Origin of the sequence: Xanthomonas sp. 3793 (assembly GCF_024806835.1) — a bacterium.
GTDB classification, from domain to species: domain Bacteria; phylum Pseudomonadota; class Gammaproteobacteria; order Xanthomonadales; family Xanthomonadaceae; genus Xanthomonas; species Xanthomonas arboricola_F.
Genome location: NZ_JANTYU010000003.1, coordinates 51,172 through 71,333 on the forward strand (window position 1 = coordinate 51,172; position 20,162 = coordinate 71,333).

The 20,162-nt window shown below is 66.0% G+C and carries 21 protein-coding genes; 16 read left to right on the forward strand and 5 right to left on the reverse strand.

Features of this window, described 5'->3' with window-relative positions; translation table 11 throughout:
* Positions 1-208: 208 nt before the first annotated feature.
* Positions 209-859: a peptide-methionine (S)-S-oxide reductase MsrA gene (msrA, locus tag FHY18_RS10670; protein ID WP_259154214.1), complete on the reverse strand. Its 651-nt coding sequence runs from the start codon at positions 857-859 to the stop codon at positions 209-211.
* 96 nt (positions 860-955) lie between these two features.
* Complete coding sequence (locus tag FHY18_RS10675; RefSeq protein WP_259154217.1) at positions 956-1,471, reverse strand: SgcJ/EcaC family oxidoreductase; 516 nt, start codon at positions 1,469-1,471, stop codon at positions 956-958.
* A 125-nt stretch (positions 1,472-1,596) separates the two neighbouring features.
* Here FHY18_RS10675 and FHY18_RS10680 point away from each other — a divergent pair, with 125 nt between their 5' ends.
* Genes FHY18_RS10680 through FHY18_RS10690 form a run of 3 tightly spaced genes read left to right on the forward strand, consistent with a single transcriptional unit; the run spans position 1,597 to position 4,672 of the window.
* Complete coding sequence (locus FHY18_RS10680; RefSeq protein WP_259154223.1) at positions 1,597-2,304, forward strand: response regulator transcription factor; 708 nt, start codon at positions 1,597-1,599, stop codon at positions 2,302-2,304.
* Positions 2,301-4,211, forward strand: a complete 1,911-nt coding sequence (locus FHY18_RS10685; protein ID WP_259154225.1) for an ATP-binding protein — start codon at positions 2,301-2,303, stop codon at positions 4,209-4,211. Before FHY18_RS10680 ends, FHY18_RS10685 begins: the two co-directional genes overlap by 4 nt.
* On the forward strand, positions 4,208-4,672 hold the full coding sequence (locus FHY18_RS10690; protein ID WP_104614945.1) for a response regulator: 465 nt from the start codon (positions 4,208-4,210) through the stop codon (positions 4,670-4,672). The genes FHY18_RS10685 and FHY18_RS10690 overlap by 4 nt, the downstream gene beginning before the upstream one ends.
* A 91-nt stretch (positions 4,673-4,763) precedes the next feature.
* Here FHY18_RS10690 and FHY18_RS10695 read toward each other — a convergent pair whose 3' ends face one another.
* Entirely contained in the window at positions 4,764-4,994 is a 231-nt protein-coding gene (locus FHY18_RS10695) for a DUF2007 domain-containing protein (RefSeq protein WP_259154235.1), read from the reverse strand.
* Complete coding sequence (locus FHY18_RS10700) at positions 4,994-5,635, reverse strand: glutathione S-transferase family protein (RefSeq protein WP_259154238.1); 642 nt, start codon at positions 5,633-5,635, stop codon at positions 4,994-4,996. The genes FHY18_RS10695 and FHY18_RS10700 overlap by 1 nt, the downstream gene beginning before the upstream one ends.
* 303 nt (positions 5,636-5,938) lie before the next feature.
* Here FHY18_RS10700 and FHY18_RS10705 point away from each other — a divergent pair, with 303 nt between their 5' ends.
* From FHY18_RS10705 to rlmM, 6 genes are all read left to right on the forward strand, one after another.
* Positions 5,939-7,678 (forward strand): glutamine--tRNA ligase/YqeY domain fusion protein, encoded by a 1,740-nt coding sequence (locus tag FHY18_RS10705; protein WP_259154240.1) that lies wholly within the window; start codon positions 5,939-5,941, stop codon positions 7,676-7,678.
* Between the two features lie 364 nt (positions 7,679-8,042).
* Complete coding sequence (locus tag FHY18_RS10710; protein WP_259154243.1) at positions 8,043-8,972, forward strand: DMT family transporter; 930 nt, start codon at positions 8,043-8,045, stop codon at positions 8,970-8,972.
* A 40-nt stretch (positions 8,973-9,012) separates the two neighbouring features.
* Positions 9,013-9,285, forward strand: a complete 273-nt coding sequence (locus FHY18_RS10715; RefSeq protein ID WP_259155987.1) for a hypothetical protein — start codon at positions 9,013-9,015, stop codon at positions 9,283-9,285.
* A gap of 176 nt (positions 9,286-9,461) precedes the next feature.
* Complete coding sequence (locus tag FHY18_RS10720) at positions 9,462-9,878, forward strand: hypothetical protein (protein WP_259154245.1); 417 nt, start codon at positions 9,462-9,464, stop codon at positions 9,876-9,878.
* Positions 9,878-10,438 (forward strand): nucleoside deaminase, encoded by a 561-nt coding sequence (locus tag FHY18_RS10725; protein WP_259154247.1) that lies wholly within the window; start codon positions 9,878-9,880, stop codon positions 10,436-10,438. The genes FHY18_RS10720 and FHY18_RS10725 overlap by 1 nt, the downstream gene beginning before the upstream one ends.
* A gap of 21 nt (positions 10,439-10,459) precedes the next feature.
* Complete coding sequence (gene rlmM, locus FHY18_RS10730) at positions 10,460-11,503, forward strand: 23S rRNA (cytidine(2498)-2'-O)-methyltransferase RlmM (RefSeq protein WP_259154249.1); 1,044 nt, start codon at positions 10,460-10,462, stop codon at positions 11,501-11,503.
* Between the two features lie 224 nt (positions 11,504-11,727).
* On the opposite strand, the gene FHY18_RS10735 is transcribed toward rlmM, so the two are convergent.
* Positions 11,728-12,837, reverse strand: a complete 1,110-nt coding sequence (locus FHY18_RS10735) for a Gfo/Idh/MocA family oxidoreductase (RefSeq protein WP_259154250.1) — start codon at positions 12,835-12,837, stop codon at positions 11,728-11,730.
* 256 nt (positions 12,838-13,093) lie between these two features.
* Here FHY18_RS10735 and FHY18_RS10740 point away from each other — a divergent pair, with 256 nt between their 5' ends.
* The 7 genes from FHY18_RS10740 to FHY18_RS10770 all read left to right on the forward strand — a co-directional run bounded on the left by FHY18_RS10740 (position 13,094) and on the right by FHY18_RS10770 (position 20,091).
* Positions 13,094-13,999 carry an SMP-30/gluconolactonase/LRE family protein gene (locus FHY18_RS10740; RefSeq protein ID WP_259154256.1) on the forward strand — a complete coding sequence of 302 codons (906 nt, stop codon included), beginning with the start codon at positions 13,094-13,096 and terminating at the stop codon, positions 13,997-13,999.
* Between the two features lie 82 nt (positions 14,000-14,081).
* Positions 14,082-14,804 (forward strand): hypothetical protein, encoded by a 723-nt coding sequence (locus tag FHY18_RS10745; RefSeq protein WP_259154257.1) that lies wholly within the window; start codon positions 14,082-14,084, stop codon positions 14,802-14,804.
* Between the two features lie 176 nt (positions 14,805-14,980).
* Positions 14,981-15,376, forward strand: a complete 396-nt coding sequence (locus FHY18_RS10750) for an EF-hand domain-containing protein (protein WP_259154258.1) — start codon at positions 14,981-14,983, stop codon at positions 15,374-15,376.
* A 144-nt stretch (positions 15,377-15,520) separates the two neighbouring features.
* Entirely contained in the window at positions 15,521-15,994 is a 474-nt protein-coding gene (locus FHY18_RS10755) for a MarR family transcriptional regulator (RefSeq protein ID WP_259154261.1), read from the forward strand.
* 32 nt (positions 15,995-16,026) lie between these two features.
* Complete coding sequence (locus FHY18_RS10760) at positions 16,027-16,854, forward strand: p-hydroxycinnamoyl CoA hydratase/lyase (protein ID WP_259154262.1); 828 nt, start codon at positions 16,027-16,029, stop codon at positions 16,852-16,854.
* Positions 16,855-16,937: 83 nt separating this feature from the next.
* A complete protein-coding gene (locus FHY18_RS10765) occupies positions 16,938-18,407 on the forward strand; it encodes an aldehyde dehydrogenase (RefSeq protein WP_259154272.1) in 1,470 nt (489 codons plus the stop codon).
* Positions 18,408-18,612: 205 nt separating this feature from the next.
* Complete coding sequence (locus FHY18_RS10770) at positions 18,613-20,091, forward strand: AMP-binding protein (RefSeq protein ID WP_259154274.1); 1,479 nt, start codon at positions 18,613-18,615, stop codon at positions 20,089-20,091.
* Positions 20,092-20,162: the final 71 nt, after the last annotated feature.

The window sequence follows — 20,162 nt, forward strand, 5'->3', positions numbered from 1 at the left end:
TTAGTTGCTCAGCCACACGCGGCGGCGGCGTGTCTGGCGCACGCCGCAAAAAAAGATGGCCACGTCGTCTCCGACGTAGCCATTCAAGTTGCCTGGCATGCACTCCCATGCGCTGCCTGATCGTGATAACGCTGCCGGTCACTATTGGCCATCGGCGCGCTGCCACGATCACGTGGTTGGCAGCGTTTCAATCCGGCCCGCCTTTCCGTCAGGCATCCAGCCCGATCGGGCAGCTCACTCCCGTGCCGCCAAGCCCGCAATAGCCATTGGGGTGCTTGGCGAGATACTGCTGGTGATCGTCTTCGGCGTAGTAGAACGTCGGCGCCGGGAAACGGATCTCCGTGGTGATTGCGCCATACCCTGCAGCATCCAGCTGCTGCTGATAGGCATCGCGGCTGGCGAGTGCCGCGTCGTATTGCGCCTGCGTCGTGCAGTAGATGGCCGAGCGGTACTGCGTGCCGACATCGTTGCCCTGCTGCATGCCCTGGGTGGGGTCGTGGCTTTCCCAGAACGTGCGCAACAACTGTGCGAACGACACCGACGCTTCGTCGTACACCACCAACACCGCTTCGGTATGGCCGGTCTGTCCCGAACACACTTCGGAGTAGGTCGCATTGGGTGTCTCACCGCCGGCATAACCCACTGCGGTGGTGTACACCCCCGGCACGTTCCAGAACTTGCGTTCCGCGCCCCAGAAGCAACCAAGCCCGAATTGCACCTGGGCCAGGCCGGTAAATTCCCCGCGCAACGGGTGACCGTTGATCAGGTGCGTGTTATGCAACGGCAGCGCTTGCTCGCGTCCAGGCAGTGCCTCGCCCGGACGTGGCATACGTTGTTTGAAGGCGCCGATTCCCAGCATGGTGCAACTCCGCAATCGTGAGGATTGCCTGCTGGATGGCGCCGGCCGCGGCAGCTTTCAAGCCTGCCCGGCCGGCACCCGTCGCCGATGCGGCGCTTACTTGGTCTTGGCGACCGCCGCGCGCGTGTCTACTTCCGGCATCGCCGAGCTGTGGTGGTTGATGATCAGCCACTTGCCGTCGCGCTTTTCGTAGACGAAGGTGTAGCGCGCCTGCACATCGCTCTTCTTACCGTCCTTGTCGGTCAGCGTGAAGGTGTACACACCGGCATCCACCGCGCTGTCGTCATCGAGCACGCGCACGGTGCGGTAATTGACCACGCCCTGAGGCTTTTTGGTCAGGAACATCTCGAAGTACTTTTCGATCTGCTGGCGCGAGGCGCGTACTTCGTTGGACACGGTCGGCAGCAGCACGCCATCGGGCGCATACAGATCGGCCACCTTGTGCGGGTTGCCCGTGGCCAGCGCGGCGTTCCAGGTGTCGAACAGCGCAGCGACTTCACGCTCTTCGCCGCCAGCAGGCAGCGTGGCCTTGTCGGCGTAGTGCATGACGCCGCCGGCCAGCGCCGGGGTGGCAGCCAGAGCCAGAACCAAAGAGGACAGAGTGCGACGCATGGGAAATCTCCGTTGGGTTGTGGTGGGGTGCCTCAGCGGGCGAGCTCAGTATCGAAATCGAGCGACCCCAACAATTCTGCCGAGTGGCATATACTCAAATATGCTGATCGGCCTAGAGCGAATCCATGGAAACCCCTACCAATGCTGGCGATTGGCGTCTGAGCTTGCGGCGCGAGGCTTCCGATAGCGCGCGCTGGCAGGCGTTATGGGAGGCGGCCGTGGCCCTGCGTCAGGCGCACACGCCCGAGCACGCCTGCGATGCAGTGCTTGGCCGCGTGCTGCTGTTGCTGGGCCTGGAACACGGCGCCGTGCTGGCGCAGCGCGGGCCGCGCGCGCAGGTGCTGGCCAGCCGCGGACGCGCACTGCCGCCCGGTGCCAGTGCAGCCGGTGACGGCCACGAAGCGGCCTGGCTGATGCCGCCGCGCCCCAGCGACATGCGCGAAGCCAAGGTGCCGATCCATGCGATGGGCACGACCCACGGCATGCTCTGCGTGGCCTGGCACGACAACCGCCCCGCGCCCGGCAACGACGACGTGCAGGCGCTGCAGGCCTTCGCGCTGTTGTTGCCGGCGATGGTGGCCGAACCGGCCAAGCCGATCGCCACGCGTCGGCGCAAACCGATACAGGACGACCGCCTCAGCGCGCTGAGCAAGCGCGAAAAACAGGTGCTGTCGCTGCTGCCGCGCGGGCTCACCAACGCCACCCTGGCAGCTGAACTGGGGATTTCTCCCGGCACCGTGAAAGTGCATGTGGAGCGAATCCTGCAGAAACTTGAGGTAAAAGATCGCACCCAGGCCGCGGTGTACGCGGTCCAAGCCGGACTCGCGCTATGAATGCATTGGCAGTGCGTTGGAACGATTGGCCGATCACCCGCAAGAGTCTGGCGGTGGTGACCCTGCCGCTGTTGTTGCTGGCGGTGGCGCTGATGGCGATCTACAGCGTGGAGCGGCAGAACATCGCCGCCGAAAACGACGTGCGCCAGACGCTGGAAGTGTTGAGCGACCTGTACGAAGCGCATGCGTTGTTGGCCGAAACTGCGGCCGGCGTGCGCGGCTACCGGCTGGTGCGCCGCGACGAATTCCTCACCCCGTACCGCGATGCCGAACCGCGGCTGCAACGCGTGGCCGAGCGCCTGTCGCAACGCATCACCGACCCGGGGCAGGCGCAGCGGTTTGCGCGCATCAAGCCGTTGTTTGCGGAAAAAATGCAGGGTTGGCGCCGCTTGCTGGCCCCGGATCTGAGCCGCGAGGAAGAGATCCGCCAGCTCTGGGACGGCAAGTACAAGCTCGACATCCTGCGTGCCGAGCTGCGCGAGCTGCGCAATTACGAAACCGCGCAATTGCAGGTGCGCACCGCCAAGGCGCAGGGCTTGCGTCAGCGCAATCTCATCATCACCCTGAGTGCGGCCATGCTCGGTGGCCTGGGCGCGGTGTTCGCGGTAGCGTGGTTCGCCTCGGCCTTGTCCGGGCGGCTGCGCACCCTGGCGGCCAACGCCGACCGACTGGGCGAAGGCCTGCCGCTGGCACCGCAGCCGCGTGCCGGCGATGAATTGGGCCAGGTCGGTCAACGCCTGGCGCAGGCCAGCGAGCTGCTGGCCGCACGTGCGGCCGAAGCGCAGCTGGCACGGCGCGAGGCGGAAACCGCCAACCGCGCAAAAACCGAATTCCTCTCGCGCAGCAGCCATGAACTGCGCACGCCGCTCAATGCGATCCTGGGCTATGCGCAGGTACTGGAAATGGATCTGCCCGAGCCCGGTCCCCGCCGCCATCTGCAGCACATCCTGGGCGCCGGCCGGCACCTGTTGGGGCTGATCACCGAGCTGCTGGACATCGCGCGGATCGAGGCCGATCAACTGGATCTGAGCCCGGAACCCATCGCGGTGCGCGCAGCCGTGCACGAGGCGCTGGGCCTGATCGCGCCAGATGCCGACAGGTACGGCATTGCGTTACAACCGGCCGCCATCGACGGGCCATGGACGGTCCGCGCCGACGCGCAGCGGTTGCGTCAGGTGCTGCTGAATCTGCTGTCGAACGCGGTCAAGTTCAATCGCCCCGGAGGCCAGGTGCAGGTCACCGCACAGGCAGATGGCGAACAGGTGCGTATCACCGTGGCCGACCAGGGCACGGGGCTGACGCCGGCGCAGATCGAGCGCCTGTTCACACCGTTCGAGCGACTGGGCGCCGAGCGGTCGGCCGTGGAGGGTACCGGTCTGGGCCTGGCGTTGAGCAAGCGCCTGATCGAGGCGATGGGTGGGCAGATCGGCGTGGACAGCAGCCGCGATGGCGCACGCTTCTGGATCGCACTGCCGCAGGGCGAGCCGCAGCGCAGCGAGCCGGCGCGCACCCTGCTGCCCCCCAGCACCAGCGGCAGCGGGGTGTGCCGGCTGCTGAGCATCGAAGACAACCCGTCCAACCAGGCGCTGATCCGCACCCTCACCGAGCGTCGCCCGCAGTGGCATTTGCTCGAAGCCGCCAGCCTGGCGCAGGCACGCGAGCTGCTGCAGCAGGGCGTTCCGGATCTGATCCTGCTGGACCTGCACCTGAGCGATGGCAACGGCGAAGAACTGCTGCGCGAGCTGCAGGCGCAGCCGGCCACGGCACAGGTGCCGGTGGTGGTGATCAGCGCCGATGCCACCACCGCCACCCTGGCGCGCGTCGGCAATCAAGGCGTGCGTGCGTATCTGACCAAACCGCTCGATGTAGCGGAATTCTTCACCGTGATCGACGGGCTGCTGGCATGACACGCGACGAAATCCTCGGCTCCCGCATTCTCATCGTCGACGACGAGCCGGCCAATGTCCGGCTGCTCGAAGACCTGCTGCAGCGCGAAGGCTTCCAGCAGGTCATCGCCACCACCGACCCGCTACGGGTGATGGGGCTGGTGTCGGCGTTCGCGCCCGACCTGATCCTGCTGGACCTGAAGATGCCCGAGCTGGACGGCTATGCGCTGCTGGAACAGCTGGCGCGGCTGTCCGACCCGGGGCATTTCCTGCCGGTGATCGTGCTCACCGCCGACCCCAGCCGCAGCGCGCGTCACCGCGCATTGGGCCTGGGCGCCAAGGACTTCCTGACCAAGCCACTGGACACCTTCGAGGTCGCGCTGCGGGTGTGGAACGTGGCCGAAACCACGGTGCTGTTCAAACGCCTGCGCGCACTGGCCGCGCCGGAGGCCGCGCCGCCAGGGTGGCGTCAGCCGGAATGATGGTGCATGTCGCAGGAGCGCGCCCGGGCGCGACGAGGCTTTATCGGTAACGCCCGTCGCGCCAGGGTGCGCTCCTACGACTGGCGCTGCGCTACAGCGCGCGGGTGACCTGCCCGCACAGGCCGATGTCGGCCAGCACCGCTTGCGCCTGGCTCAGATGGATGTCGGCCACGCACACCTGCAGCACGCCGAAGGCCGGCAATTCGCCGGCGCCGCCCAGCAGCGATTCGCCGAACACGAAAGAAGTGATGCCGGCATCTTCCAGCGCGTGCTTGGCCAGATGCGCATCGATGATATGGCTGGCGCGATAGGCAACCTGCATCAGCCACGCTCCGCGCGTTCGCGTTCTGCGCCGTTGCGCCATTCGCGCAGCGCCGGCAGCGCATCCAGGGCGGCCAGGTAATCGCCGGCAGCCTCGAACAGCGGTACGCCATAGCTGGCAAAGCGCAGCGCAACCGGGGCATACATCGCATCGACGATACCGAAGTTGCCGCACAGGAAACTGCCGGCATGGCCGTGCTCGGCGCGCAGGCTGGCCCACAGGGCCTGGATGCGGGTGATGTCGCATTCGGCCGCCGCATCCCACTGCGCCGGACCAGGCGGACGCGCCAGATCCATCGGCAGCTGCATGCGCAAGGCGGCAAAACCCGAATGCATTTCGGCCGCGGCCGCGCGCGCCTGGGCCCGCACCGTCAGATCGGCCGGCCAGCCGCGGCCGTCGAGCCAGCGCTCGTTGATGTATTCGCAAATCGCCAGCGAGTCCCAGACATGCAGGGTGTCGTCCCACAGCACCGGCACCTTGCGGGTGGGCGAATAACCGGCGATGCGCGCCTGGAACTCGGGCGTATCCAGCGGCAGGCGAACTTCGTCGAACGGCACCTGGAAATGCCGCAGCAGCAGCCACGGCCGCAACGACCACGAAGACAAGGTTTTGTCGCCGATCACCAGGCGGGGCAAAGGCATGCGCTGCTCGCTGCAGAGGGTCGGCGCAGCGTACGCGTCGGGGCCGGCCACCGCCAGCAGTGCCGACCGGGCGCAGCCGCACTCCTTCTGGCAGCCTCGCGGCGGCCTGACGGCTCGCCGCAGCTTGCGGCCTTGGGGATGCCCGTTGCGCCAGCGAAGTGCGCTGATGGCAGGGATGCGGGGGCCTTGCCGGCACTTCACGCCGCCGTAAACCGCATCAGCCGAGCGCGCAACACCCCCGCCGCCTACCCCTAACCGGTGCCACCGCCTAAACTTGCGGTTTACTTATTGCCGATGCCCCGCATGTCCGAGATTCCAGCCACCGACGCCACCGCCCCGGCGGAGAAGAAAGACTTCATCCGCCAGATCGTTCGCGAGGACCTGGCCAGCGGCAAGCACACGGTCATCCGCACCCGCTTCCCGCCTGAGCCCAATGGCTACCTGCACATCGGCCACGCCAAGGCGATCTGCCTGGACTTTGGCCTGGCAGCCGAGTTCGGCGGCCTGTGCAACCTGCGCCTGGACGACACCAACCCGGCCAAGGAAGACCCCGAATTTGCAGCCGCCATCCAGGATGACGTGCGCTGGCTGGGCTACGCGTGGGCGCAGCTGCGCCACGCGTCGGATTACTTCGAGGTGTATTACCTGGCTGCGCAGAAACTGATCCGCGATGGCCATGCCTTCGTCTGCGATCTGAGCGCGGAGCAGGTGCGCCAATACCGCGGCACCTTGACCGAGCCCGGCCGCAATTCGCCGTACCGCGAGCGCAGCATCGAGGAAAACCTGGACCTGTTCGGCCGCATGCGCGCCGGCGAATTCCCCGATGGCGCACGCACGCTGCGCGCCAGGATCGACATGGCCAGCGGCAACATCAACCTGCGCGACCCGGCGCTGTATCGCATCAAGCATGTCGAGCATCAGAACACCGGCAACGCCTGGCCGATCTACCCGATGTACGACTTTGCGCACTCGCTGGGCGATGCGGTGGAAGGCATCACCCACTCGCTGTGCACGCTGGAGTTCGAAGACCACCGCCCGCTGTACGACTGGTGCGTGGACAAGGTGGACCTGGCCGGGCATCCGGAGTTGCTGCAGCCGCTGCTGGACAAGGGCCTGCCGCGCGAGGCCGCCAAGCCGCGCCAGATCGAATTTTCGCGCCTGAACATCAACTACACGGTAATGAGCAAGCGCAAGCTCACCGCGCTGGTGGAAGAACAGCTGGTGGATGGCTGGGACGACCCGCGCATGTACACGCTGCAGGGCCTGCGCCGGCGCGGCTACACACCGGCGGCGATGCGCCTGTTCGTGGACCGGGTCGGCATCAGCAAGCAGAACTCGCTGATCGACTTCTCGGTGCTGGAAGGCTGCCTGCGCGAGGATCTGGATGCCGCGGCGGCGCGCCGCATGGCGGTGATCGACCCGCTCAAGCTGGTGCTGAGCAACCTACCCGACGGCCATGCCGAGACACTGCAGTTTTCCAATCATCCCAAGGACGAGAGCTTCGGCACGCGCGAGGTGCCGTTCTCGCGCGAGCTGTGGATCGAGCGCGAGGATTTTGCCGAGGTCCCGCCCAAGGGCTGGAAGCGCCTGGTGCCGGGCGGCGAAATCCGTCTGCGTGGCGCGGGCATCGCGCGCGTGGATGAGGTGATCAAGAACGCGGACGGCGAGATCGTCGAGCTGCGCGGCTGGCTGGATCCGGAATCGCGTCCGGGCATGGAAGGCGCCAACCGCAAGGTCAAGGGCACCATTCACTGGGTCAGTGCGGCGCATGCGGTGGAGGCGGAAATCCGCCTGTACGACCGACTTTTCTCGGTAGAAAAGCCCGACGACGAATCCGAAGGCAAGACTTACCGCGACTATCTCAACCCCGACTCCAAGCGCAGCGTGCGCGGCTATGTGGAGCCGTCGGCGGCGCAGGCAGCACCGGAGCAGGCGTTTCAGTTCGAACGTACCGGGTATTTCGTGGCCGACCGCCGCGACCACAGCGCGGCCACGCCGGTGTTCAACCGCAGCGTGACCTTGCGCGATACCTGGGCCAAGTAATCGCGGCAACCACGTCGGCGACGCCTGCGATACGGCAGGCGTCGCCGATTGTTTGATGGGCAGATGGAATCGTTCGCCCGCCTTGTTCGAACAACCGGCTTGCGGCCGTCCGGCTGCTGATCGCAGCGGTGTCGTTGCCCACGACGCTCACCCGTGCATGCGGGGGCCAATCATCCTGCATGACGCATGCAAGCGGACGATCGTGAGAGGCATGAAAGATCGCGTCGGGCATGTTGCTTGCGGGCGCACCGCTGTGGACTGCTTCATTGTGGACAGAGTGCCGCGGGCATGCGTGCGAGCGGCGAGCTTGATCAACGCAGCGCTGCACTGCACGCTGCAGCGCATTGCATAAAGGAGAAGCACGATGCGTGAGCGCCTGACGATGGGCGTGGCCTGTGGCATCGGTGCGGGCGCGTTATGGGGGCTGGTGTTTCTGGCACCGCAGTTGTTGTCGGCGTTCACCCCGCTGCAATTGGCAGTGGCGCGCTATCTGTCGTATGGCGTGGTGGCCGCGCTGGTACTGGCCCCGCGCGCGCGACGGACCGCTGCCCGTCTGGGTCGCGCCGAAGGGTGGGCGCTGGTTCGCCTGAGCCTGATGGGCAATCTGATTTATTACGTATTGCTCGGCAGCGCGGTGCAGTGGGCCGGTAGCGCGGCCACGGCGCTGATCATCGGGCTGCTGCCGGTGGTCGTCACCGTCATCGGCACGCGCGCCGCCGGCGCGGTGCAACTGCGGCGGCTCGCCGCGCCATGCCTGCTCTGCGTCATCGGCGTGGCATTGGTCGCGCTGGACACCGTGCAGGACGACTCCGGGCAGCAGGCGAACGACCGCCTCACCCGCATTGCCGGCTTGCTGTGCGCAGTCGGTGCACTGGTCTCGTGGTCGGCCTATTCGATCGCCAATGCACGCTGGTTGCGTCGCCGTCCCGACCTGTCAGGTGGCGACTGGTCGCTGCTCACCGGCGTGGTCACCGGCGCATTGGCGCTGTTGCTGGCGCCGGCCGCACTGATCGGCAGCGGGCCACATGCGCCGCTCGACTGGGCAGGTTTCTGGGGCATTTCGCTGTTGCTGGGCATCCTGGCCTCGGTGATCGGCAATGCCTTGTGGAACCGGGCCAGCCGCGTGCTGCCGCTGACCCTGGTCGGGCAGATGATCGTGTTCGAAACGATCTTTGCGCTGCTGTACGGCTTTGCCTGGGAAATGCGCCTGCCCACGCCACTGGAGCTGGCCGCCATCGCCTGCCTGCTGGTCGGCGTGCTGTGGTGCGCAGCACTGCATGCGGAAGCGAAATGACGCCGGCAGCTGATGCACCCATTGGCCTAGATTGCAGGCTGTGTCCGCCAACAACGCCGCCATGTGCCTCCCACAACCACGTTTACGCTCACCCGCAAACACGTTGCGCAGCGCGGTGTTTTCGCTGTCGATCGGCCTGACGGCCTGCTCGCCGCAGCTGCCAGTCTCGAACGCGACGACTCCGGCCGAGGTGTTCTGCACGCTTGTTCCGGGGCGGGCAGATGAGGATCTGCCCAGCGATCGCCGCGACGAAAGCATGCAGCAACTGGACCTTGCCACACGCTGCAACCGGGCGCTGCGCAGACAGCACTGACTGCACGGACGCCGCAGGCGTATTTCGATCACATGCCAAGCCCTGGCCAGAGTCAGCCGCCGCAACGCGCGCAGGACAGGGATCCCCGGGTTTTCCACGGCTGATCCAGCGCTCGCCACATTCGGCGCATCCGGGGCTTACCATGGCCGCTCACCTGTCCTGATCGGAGCGGCCGCATGTCCCGTCTGTTATCCCGGTGTCTGAGCACGATGGTGCTGCTGGCCTGCCTTGTGTCGATCGGCTGTGTGGCCGCACCACAGGCCGGGACGTCCACGCCGCCTCCGGCGACCGGCTCGGCAAGCGGCCCGGCAACAGGCAAACCGATCACCGTGACGACCACCTGCCGCACCGACGCCGATTGCACGGTAAAGAACGTCGGCAACTGCTGCGGCGCATTCCCGGCCTGCGTCAACGTCAACAGCGCCACCGATCCCAAGGGCGTGCAGGCGCAGTGCCAGGCCAGCGGCATGATGAGCGTGTGCGGCTTCCGCGAGATCAGCGCCTGCCAGTGCGTGGCCGGGCAATGTGCCGCAAAGGACGCCCAGGCCGATACACTGCGCCCCGCTCCCCCTTCTACCGAAATGGTCCACTGATGCTCTACGCGCAAGTCCACCTCACGCTGCCCGACTGGATCCACGCGCATGTCGACGACAGCCGCGCCTATCCCAGCGACGAGGACAAGGTGGCGCTGGCAATCGACCTGTCGCGAATGAATGTGCGCGAGCGCAGCGGCGGCCCGTTCGGTGCGGTCGTGTTCGGCCCGGACCACCGCATCATCGCTGCGGCGGTGAATCGCGTGGTGCCGCAGACCACCTCGCTGGCGCACGCCGAAAACATGGCCTACATGCTCGCGCAGCAGCGCCTGCAGACGCCGCGTTTGAACGATGTGCTGTCGCCGGTGACGCTGGCCACTTCCGCGCAGCCGTGTTGCCAGTGCTATGGCGCCACGGTGTGGGCCGGGATCGACCGCCTGTTGATTGGCGCGCGCGCCGAAGACGTGATGGCACTGACCGAATTCGACGAAGGCCCGCTGCCTGCCGACTGGGTGGGCGAACTCACCCGCCGCGGCATCGAGGTGGTCCGCGATGTACAACGCGAACACGCCTGTGCGGTGCTGCGCAGTTACGGCGAGGGCGGCGGTGACCATTATTGACCGCTCGCCGCGAGCGCCGCGATGAGCGGGCTGCTCTGCTATTGCCGCCAGGGCTTTGAACCGGAGCTGGCCGCCGAACTGAGCGCGCGCGCCGCATTCGTCGGCATCGCCGGCTATGCACGCACCCAGCGCAACGATGGCTATGTACTGTTCGTCTGCGATGAGCCCGCGCAACTGGCCGCAAAACTGCACTGGCGCGAACTGATCTTTGCGCGGCAGAAGCTGGTGGTGCTTGCCGAGCTCAAGGGCATCGACCCCAAAGACCGTATCACCCCGATCCTGGCCGCGCTGGAAGGGCAGGCGCGCTTTGGCGATCTGTGGGTGGAGCACCCGGATTCGGACGCCGGCAAACCGCTCGCTGGCCTGGCGCGCAGCTTCGGCAACGCGCTGCGGCCGGCACTGCGCAAGGCCGGCCTGCTCACCGACAAGCCGCAGCCGCGTCTGCCGCGCCTGCACGTGTGTTTTCTCGATGGCGACCACGCCTTGCTGGCGGTGGCCGATGCCGACGACAGCGCGCCGTGGCCGCTGGGCATTCCACGGCTGAAACTGTTACCCGAAGCACCGTCGCGCTCGGCGCTCAAGCTCGACGAAGCACTGCTCACCCTGCTCACGCCCGAGGAGCGCGAGCGCCTGGTCAAACCCGGCATGCGCGCGGCCGATCTGGGCGCCGCTCCCGGCGGCTGGACCTGGGTCCTGACGCGCCAGCATCTGCATGTCACCAGCGTCGACAACGGCCCGCTACGCGAGCATGTGCTGGAAACCGGCCTGGTCGAGCATCTACGCGCCGACGGCTTTCACTGGAGGCCTGCGCAAGCACTGGACTGGATGGTCTGCGACATGGTCGAGCAACCGCGCCGCGTGGCCGAGCGCATGGCCACATGGATCCGCGAAGGCTGGTGCCGCCACACCATCTTCAACCTCAAGCTGCCGATGAAAAAGCGCTGGGACGAGACGCGCCTGTGCCTGGACCTGTTCGAGCAGCAGGCCGAAAAATCGCTGACCGTACGTGCCAAGCAGCTGTATCACGATCGCGAAGAGATCACCGTGCTGGCGATGCGGGACTGAGAGCCGGGATTCGGGAATCGGGAATCGGGAATCGGGAATCGGGAATCGGGAATCGGGAATCGTAAAAGCCGGGGACCGGCGGCGGGATCGCTGGCGACGCTTTCGGTAGTGAACTGCACGGGCTTTGGGTGCTTCATCGTGGCGGGTGGGTGCGCCCGCCATCCTCCCCGCCTGCTCGCCTGGCTTGGGCGGGCCTGCTCCGTCGATGACGGAGCCAGGCGCGATCAGAGCACGATGCGCTTGCTGCCTTCGCGCGCGGAGCGATAGATCGCATCGACGATGCGGATGTCCCGCAGGCCTTCTTCGCCCGGTGCACGCAACGGTGTGCCATTGATGATCGCCAATGCGTCTTCGTCCATCTGCAAGGCCTGCTGATGCGGCACCTTGGCGTCGAATACGCGGCCGTCGCTGGCCTTGCCGGTCACGCCCTGGTAGCTCTGGAACGGCGACAGCTCGTACCAGCCACGCTCGCATTCGGCACGCAGCACATTCATGTTGGCGCCGAAGCTGGTCTTGCATGCCGCACGCACGGAATTGGGAAATTCCAGCGTGAAATCCATATGCTCATCGACTTCATCGAACAACTCGGGACGATCGGTCCAGCGCCTGGCGGTGACTGCCAGCGGCTCGGCACCCACGGTGTAACGCGCGGCATTGAGCGGATACACACCCATGTCGTACATCGCACCGCCACCGAATTGCGAACGCAGCCGCCACGGGCGATCGGCCTTGGTCGTATCGCGATAACCGTTGTAGCCGGCCTCGGCACGCACTCGCTGCATCGCGCCGAACGGCTTCTCGCTGGCCATTGCAATCAGCCGCCGCGTATTGGGTTCGTGCTGCATGCGGTAGCCGATCGTCAGCGCCACCTTGTTGCGCTTGCAGGCCGCGATCATCGCCTCGCATTCGCCTGCGTGCATCGCCATCGGCTTTTCGCACCACACATGCTTGCCGGCCGCCGCCGCACGCAGTGCCAGCGGTGCGTGCATGTGGGTCGGTGTGACGATGTAGACCACATCGATGTCGTCGTTGTCGGCAATGCGGTCGAAGTTGTCGTAGTTGTAGACGTTGCGATCGGCAATGCCGTACTTGGATTGCCACGGCGCAATCTTCGACGGCGTACCGGTCACGATACCGGCCAGTTTGCAGTGCTTGGTCAACGCCAGGCCTGGCGCGAGTTGCTCGCCGGCATAACTTCCCAGCCCGGCCAGGGCCACATTGAGCGGCTTTCCGGGCTTCTTTTTCGGCAGCGCCCATGCAGGTGCGCCAAGCAGGATGCCCGCACTGCCGAAGGCGGCAAGCAAGCGGCGACGCGTCAAGGATTCCACAGACATGCAAACCTCCTTCGTAGAGAGAATAGCGACCGGCGTTGACCAGCGGCATCATGCAGGCAGCGTCAGCGCGATGGACGTTGCGATGCGCGCACGACATCGGCATGCATCGACCACCTCTGCCTGGCCACACGCCAGCATTGCCCAGCTGCCCTGGTCCGGTACTGCCCGCGCACCTTACTTGATCGCACGTGATCATCGCCATGGTCGGGCTGCATGTTCTGGCACACTGCAAACGATCACATCTGGAGCACTGCGCATGACCATTGCCGCCCGCCGCCGGCTACTGCCACTGGCGTTTTTATTGTCCAGTTCGCTCGCCATCGCCGACGACACCCCGTTTGTTGCACGCGACCTGATTGGCGATGGCGCATTCACGCATAACGCCGAAGGCCCGGCAGCAGGCCCGGATGGCGCGCTGTACGCCGTGAATCTGGGCAAGGACGGCACCATCGCGCGCATCGCGCTGCAAGCAGACGGCAGCGCAACTGCCGAGGTGTTTGTCACCTTGCCTGCCGGCAGTACCGGCAACGGCATCCGCTTTCGTGATGGCGCGATGTACGTCGCCGATTACACCGGCCACAAGATCCTGCAAGTGAACCTGCAGACGCGCGTGGTGAGCACCTTCGCCTCGCTGCCCGATTCCGATGGACCCAACGACTTGGCGCTGGCGCCAGATGGCAGTTTCTATGCCAGCGACCCGAACTGGAAGGACAATAGCGGGCGCTTGTGGCACATCCGTCGCGATGGTGCGGTGCAGCTGATGGAATCGGGCATGACCACGCCGAACGGTCTGGACGTCAGTCCGGACGGCAAGCGCCTGTATGTCAACGAAAGCGTCTCGCGCAAGGTGTGGGTATATGACCGGCGAGACGATGGCAGCCTGCGCAACAAGCGCCTGCTGATCGCCTTCCCCGATTTCGGCATGGACGGCATGCGCTGCGATGCCGACGGCAATCTATATATCGCCCGCTACGATGCCGGGCAGATCGCGGTGGTCTCGCCGGCGGGCAAGTTGCTGCGCACCATCGCGCTCAAGGGCCGCAAGGCCAGCAACGTCGCCTTCGGTGGCAGCGATGGCAAACAGGTGTTCGTCACCCTGCAGGATCGTGGCGCAGTTGAAACGTTCAGATCCGATCGCCCAGGGCGCGAAACCGGACACTGAAATTGCTGCGCGCGTCGCATCGGTTCTCAGGTCGCGCAACAGCATCCTGGCATCCTGCAGGTCACCCGCGGAGGACTCCCCCATGCAACCGATCGAACTCAAGGATGCGGCCGCCTTCGGCAGCGAATTCCTGCGACTGACCCTGTTGCAGGGGTTCCAGTCACTGACCAAACGCGACCTGGAACTGCTGATCTTCGTGCTGCTGGAGCGCGATGGTGCGATCTCGCGCAATAGCTCCAACGCCCTTGTCGCCCTGCAGTTGCGCGTCACCTCGGCCAAGGTCAAGGCCTTGCGTCGCGATGGCTATGCCCGTTGGCGTGCCCTGGTGCCTGAAGAAGGCGACGCGGCAATGCAGCGCATCGTGGCCAACGTGTTCACCGAAGACAATCTGCGCTCCGGTGCCAAGCATGTCAGCGAGCGCAGCCGCAAAGAGGGATTTCTGGCGGTGCGGATCGAGCACCCCGACGACGCACAGCAGTTCGAGCAGGCGATTCTCGATGTCGGCGCATTGCCGGTGTACGAACGCAATCGCGAGGTGGTGGCGGTGCGCTTCGACACGCTGCTGAAGATCGCCGAACGCTGGGGCTATCTGCAGCAGGACCCGCAGGCGGCGATACGCGAACTGCAAAAGCTCACGCCCACTGCCGAAGAAGTGGCGGACCTGCTGAAAAAGGACATCGCGCAGCTGCGTTGGGAAGACGTGCGCCGCGCACTCAACAGCCTGGGCGCCAAGGCCGTGGCCAGCACGGCCGAAGGCGGCTTGAAGGGCCTGCTCAAGATCGTGTTTCCCTTCATCCCCGGCTGAGTGGCCTGCAAGGCGACGGCAACGCTGTCGCCTTGCAAGATCCGCCGTTGACGCCAATGCCGCGACTGCCAACTCGTGCAAGGAAGCTGGCGATGCGCCGCCTTCACCCAACGCGCCCCACCGCAAGTGGCCCACACCCTCTATCCTTACCGGCTGTTCCACATCAGGGGGATCTGATGACCATCCGCTGTCTCGCCACATGTACCGTACTGCTGCTCGTTTGCGGCGTCGCATCCGCCCAGCAGGCACCCACGCCGGCCAGCAGCATGCCGCTGGTCGATGTGCCCACTGTCATCCGCACCCAGCCGCTGTCCAGCGGCGAGGTCACCCATCAGACCCGGCTGGAACGCCCGCGCGACGAATCCAGCGTGATCGTGCGCTCGATCCAGCCCAGCAGCGTGGTCGGCAGCTACCGTATCGACTTCCAGGCCATGGACGTGGACGGCGACGGCCGCATCAGCCGTGCCGAAGCCCAGGCCAACCCCGCGCTGGCCGACGAATTCGATGCTCTCGACAGCCGCCACAGCGGCTACCTGACACGCGAGCAGCTGGCCGGCTGGCTGGCTCCGTGATCACGCCGCACACCTGAGCGGCAGGCAGGCGCACCGGCATGACGCAGGTGCGCAACAGCGCTTCGGCTTTCGACATCGCCCCCTCTTGCAGCGCCCGCTTCGGTCGGCTAGATTGTATTTAACGGATACAATTTGGATGGATCGATGACCGCTCTCCTGGCACTGGCCAAAGACCTCGGCTACCAACTGCAACTGGCCACCTTGGCGTCCAGCCATGCCGCCCGCCAGGAACTGGCCGAGCTGCATCTCACCCCGGCACGCGTCACCGCGCTGATCCACATCCGCGACCAGCCCGGTTGCGACCAGACCGAACTCGGCAACCGCCTGCTGGTCAACCGCGCCGCCGGCATGAAGATCGCCAATGCGCTGGCCGAGCAGGGCCTGATCGAACGCCTGGCCGGCCGCGACCGTCGCAGCAAGGGCCTGTACCTGACCGACCATGGCCACCGCACGCTGGAGGTGGCGCAAGCCTGCCTGGCACGCGCCGTCGCACGCACCTGCACCGGCCTACAGGCCGGCGAACAGCAAACCCTGCTCCGCCTGCTGTGCAAATTGAACGCCAGCGCCACGCTGGAGCGCACAGCCGTGGCAGAGGCCGCGCTGGCCGAAGACCTCTGATCCCGCAGCCCCCGACTTGAAGGAGACGCCGCTTGAACGAGCATGACGTGGTATCGGTTCGCATCGAAAACCGCATTGCCTGGGTGAAGTTCGCACGCCCGGACAAGCGCAACGCGATGAGCCCGGCGCTCAACCGCCGCATGATGGACGTGCTGGACGAGCTGGAGTTCGACGACGACGTCGGCGTGCTGGTGCTCGGCGGCGAAGGCACCGCCTGGTCGGCCGGCATGGACCTGAAGGAATACTTCCGCGAAACCGAAGCGCAGGGCCTGCGCGGCGTGCGGCGTTCGCAACGCGAATCCTATGGCTGGTTCCGTCGCCTGCGCTGGTATCAGAAGCCCACCATCGCGATGGTCAACGGCTGGTGCTTCGGTGGCGGCTTCGGCCCGCTGTTCGCCTGCGACCTGGCCATTGCCGCCGATGAAGCGCAGTTCGGCCTGTCGGAGATCAACTGGGGCATCCTGCCGGGCGGCGGTGTGACCAAGGTTGCGGTCGAGCTGCTGTCCATGCGCGATGCGATGTGGATGACGCTCACCGGCGAAATGGTCGACGGCAAGAAGGCGGCCGAATGGCGCCTGGTCAACGAGAGCGTGCCGCTGGAACGGTTGGAGGCACGCACGCGCGAAGTGGCCGAGCTGTTGCTGCGCAAGAACCCGGTTGCGTTGAAATACGCCAAGGACGCTGTGCGCCGCGTGGGCACCATGACCTACGACGAAGCCGAAGATTATCTGGTGCGCATGCAGGAAGCGGCCAACTCGTTCGATAACAACGCCCGCAAGGAAGGCATCCGTCAGTTCATCGACGAGAAGAGCTACAAGCCCGGCCTGGGCGAGTACGACCTCAAGAAAAACAGCGCCTAGGCACGTCCGACGGCGCCCGAAGCGATGCGTGCGACCCACGCACCGCTGGCGCTGCCAGTGGTTTTCTGCACCGAGGAGGGAGTATGGAAGCCTTATCCGCAACGCTGCGCGGGATCGCCGCGCGTGGACCGCTGGGCCTGTTCATCGACGGCCAGTGGCGCGCAAGCAACGGCGATCGCCATGTCGATGTGATCGCCCCGCATACCGAAGAACGCCTGCTGCGCTACACCGAACCATCGCACGCAGATACCGAGGCCGCCGTGGCCGCGGCGCGTGCCGCCTTCGACACCGGCCCCTGGCCGCAACTGTCCCCGCCCGAGCGCGGGGTGATCCTCAAGCGCGTTGCCGACCAGCTGCGCGCACGCATGCCGGAGCTGGCCGAAGCCTGGACCGGCCAGGTCGGCGCCACCATCGGTTTCAGCCGGCGCGCCTCGCAGCAGGCGCCCGGCCTGTTCGACTACTACGGCGATCTGATCGCCACCCATCCGTTCGTCGAACCGCGCGCCCGCGCCGATGGCGGACGCGTGCATGTGGTGCAGGAACCGGTCGGCGTGGTTGCGGCGATCACGCCCTGGAACGCGCCACTGGTCTTGCTTTGTTACAAGGTCGCCGCCGCGCTGGCCGCCGGCTGCACGGTGGTGGCCAAACCCTCTCCGGAGACCCCGATCGATGCGTGCATACTGGCCGAATGCATCAGCGCCGCGGGCGTGCCCGACGGCGTGTTCAACCTGTTGCCGGCAGGCCGCGAGGTCGGCGAGCAGCTGATCCGGCACCCGCTTGTCGACAAGGTCAGCTTCACCGGCTCCACCCAGGCCGGGCGCCTGATCGGCGTGGCCTGTGCCGAACGCCTGGCGCGGGTCGGCCTGGAGCTGGGCGGCAAATCGGCCGCCATCGTGCTCGACGATGCCGACCTGGCCAAAGTGCTCCCCAGCCTGGTGCCCTACTCCATGCCGATCACCGGCCAGGTGTGCTTTTCGCTGACCCGTGTACTGGTACCGGCGCAACGGCGCGACGAAATCCTGCAGGCGTATTGCGCAGCACTTGGCGCACTCAAACTCGGCGACCCGTTCGCCGCCGACACCGGCATGGGGCCGTTGGCGCTCGGCCGGCAGCTGGAACGCGTGCAGTCCTATATCGCCCAGGGCAGTGCCGAAGGCGCGCGGCTGGTGATGGGGGGCAACCGCCCGGCGCATTTGCCGCGTGGCTTCTTTATCGAGCCGACGGTGTTCGCTAACGTCACACCGGACATGACCATCGCACGCGAAGAAATCTTCGGCCCGGTGGTGAGCTTCATCGACTATCACGACGAGGCCGATCTGATCGCCAAGGCCAATGCCAGCGACTATGGCTTGCACGGCACCGTCTATGGCGAGGATGTCGATCGCGCGTATCGCATTGCGCGGCGCGTGCGCAGCGGCAGCCATTCGATCAACGGTATGTGGGTGGATATCGAAATGCCGTTCGGCGGCTTCAAGCACTCGGGCATGGGCCGCGAAGGCGGCATCGAAGGCCTGCATGCGTTTCTCGAAACCAAAACCGTCTATCTCAGTTGAGCCTTACCTCAGCGGCATTGCGGCGAGCCTGCCTGCGTCGCCGCAATGCAGCGCACTGCACATCAGGACATGTCGTCTCCCGTGGTGCGCGAGCAACCTGTCTGTGAACGCGTACTGCGCCGTTGCGCACGCGCATCAACCTTCCTGCCATCTCTGTCGCACTCACGCCAGTCACTCCCCCACTTTGCATTCGGAAGACAGCGCCATGACCATGCCGACCGACTCGATTTCCTTCCATGCCCGCCTCACACCGCAACGGCTTGCCGCGCGCGACCTGTTGCTGGAGCAGGAATGGACATATGCCGAACTGGACACCTTGATCGGCCAGCTCGCCGCCTTGCTGCAGACGCGCGGCTGCGTCGACGGCGAACGGCTGGCGGTGCTGGCCCGCAATTCGGTGTGGCAGGTCGCGCTGCATTTTGCCTGTGCGCGGGTCGGCGCGATCTATGTGCCGCTCAACTGGCGGCTGAGCGCCACCGAGCTGGACACCTTGCTGCAACGCGCGCAGCCGCATCTGTTGCTGGGCGATGACGTCGCGGCCGGGCGCGCACATGTGGAAGCCCTGGCCAGCTTCATCGACAATGCCAAGGTGCTGGCACCGGCCGAAACGTCGTACATCCCGCCCGAGCGCGTGAGCCTGATCCTGTTTACCTCGGGCACGTCCGGCCAGCCCAAGGGCGTGATGTTGAACGAGCACAATCTGCAGCAGGTGGCGCATAACTTCGGCGTCACCACACGTGTGGATGCCAACAGCAGTTTTCTGTGCGAGGCGCCGATGTTCCATATCATCGGCCTGGCCACCAATGTGCGGCCGGCATTGGCGGTGGGCGGGTCGATCCAGGTGTCGAGCGGCTTCGAGCCGAAGCGGACATTGAGCTGGCTCGGCAACCCGGCGCTGGGCATTAGCCACTATGTCGGCGTGCCGCAGATGATGCAGGCGTTCCGCAGCCAGCCCGGTTTCGATCCGGCAACGCTGCGTCACCTCACCGCGCTGGTCAGCGGTGGCGCGCCGCACGCCGCAGACGATCTGCTGGGCTGGCTGGACGATGGCATCCCCATGGTCTGCGGCTTCGGCATGAGCGAAGCCGGCACGGTATTCGGCATGTCGGTGGATTGCGATGTGATTCGTCGCAAGCTCGGCGCAGCAGGCATTTCGTCGCCCAACGTGCAGACCCGGGTGGTGGACGGGGATGGCAACGACTGTCCGGCGGGAGTGCCTGGCGAGTTGTTGTTGCGCGGCCCCAACCTCAGTCCCGGCTACTGGCGCGATCCACAGGCCACCGCACAGATGCGCGATGCACAAGGCTGGTTTCGCACCGGCGATATCGTCAGGCGCGATGACGAGGGCTTCTTCTGGGTGGTGGACCGCAAGAAGGACATGTTCATTTCCGGCGGCGAAAACGTATATCCGGCCGAGATCGAAGCCGTGCTGGCCGATCACCCCGACATCCGCGAGTGCGCCGTGGTCGGCATGGCCGACCCGCAATGGGGCGAGGTGGGGTATCTGGCGATCGTGCCCGCCGCCGAAGCGACGGATCTGGAGCAGATCCGCAGCTATCTGATCGAGCGCCTGGCCAAGTACAAGGTCCCCAAACACCTGCGTCTGGTGGAGGCGTTGCCACGTACGGCGACCGGCAAGCTGCAGAAGGCGCGGTTGAAGGATGCCTTGGCCAAGGAAGCCTGATGGCGTTGGCAGCCGACGGAGACGAGCGTGCGCATCAGCGCGCACGCCCGGACTACAGCGATGTCGGCTAT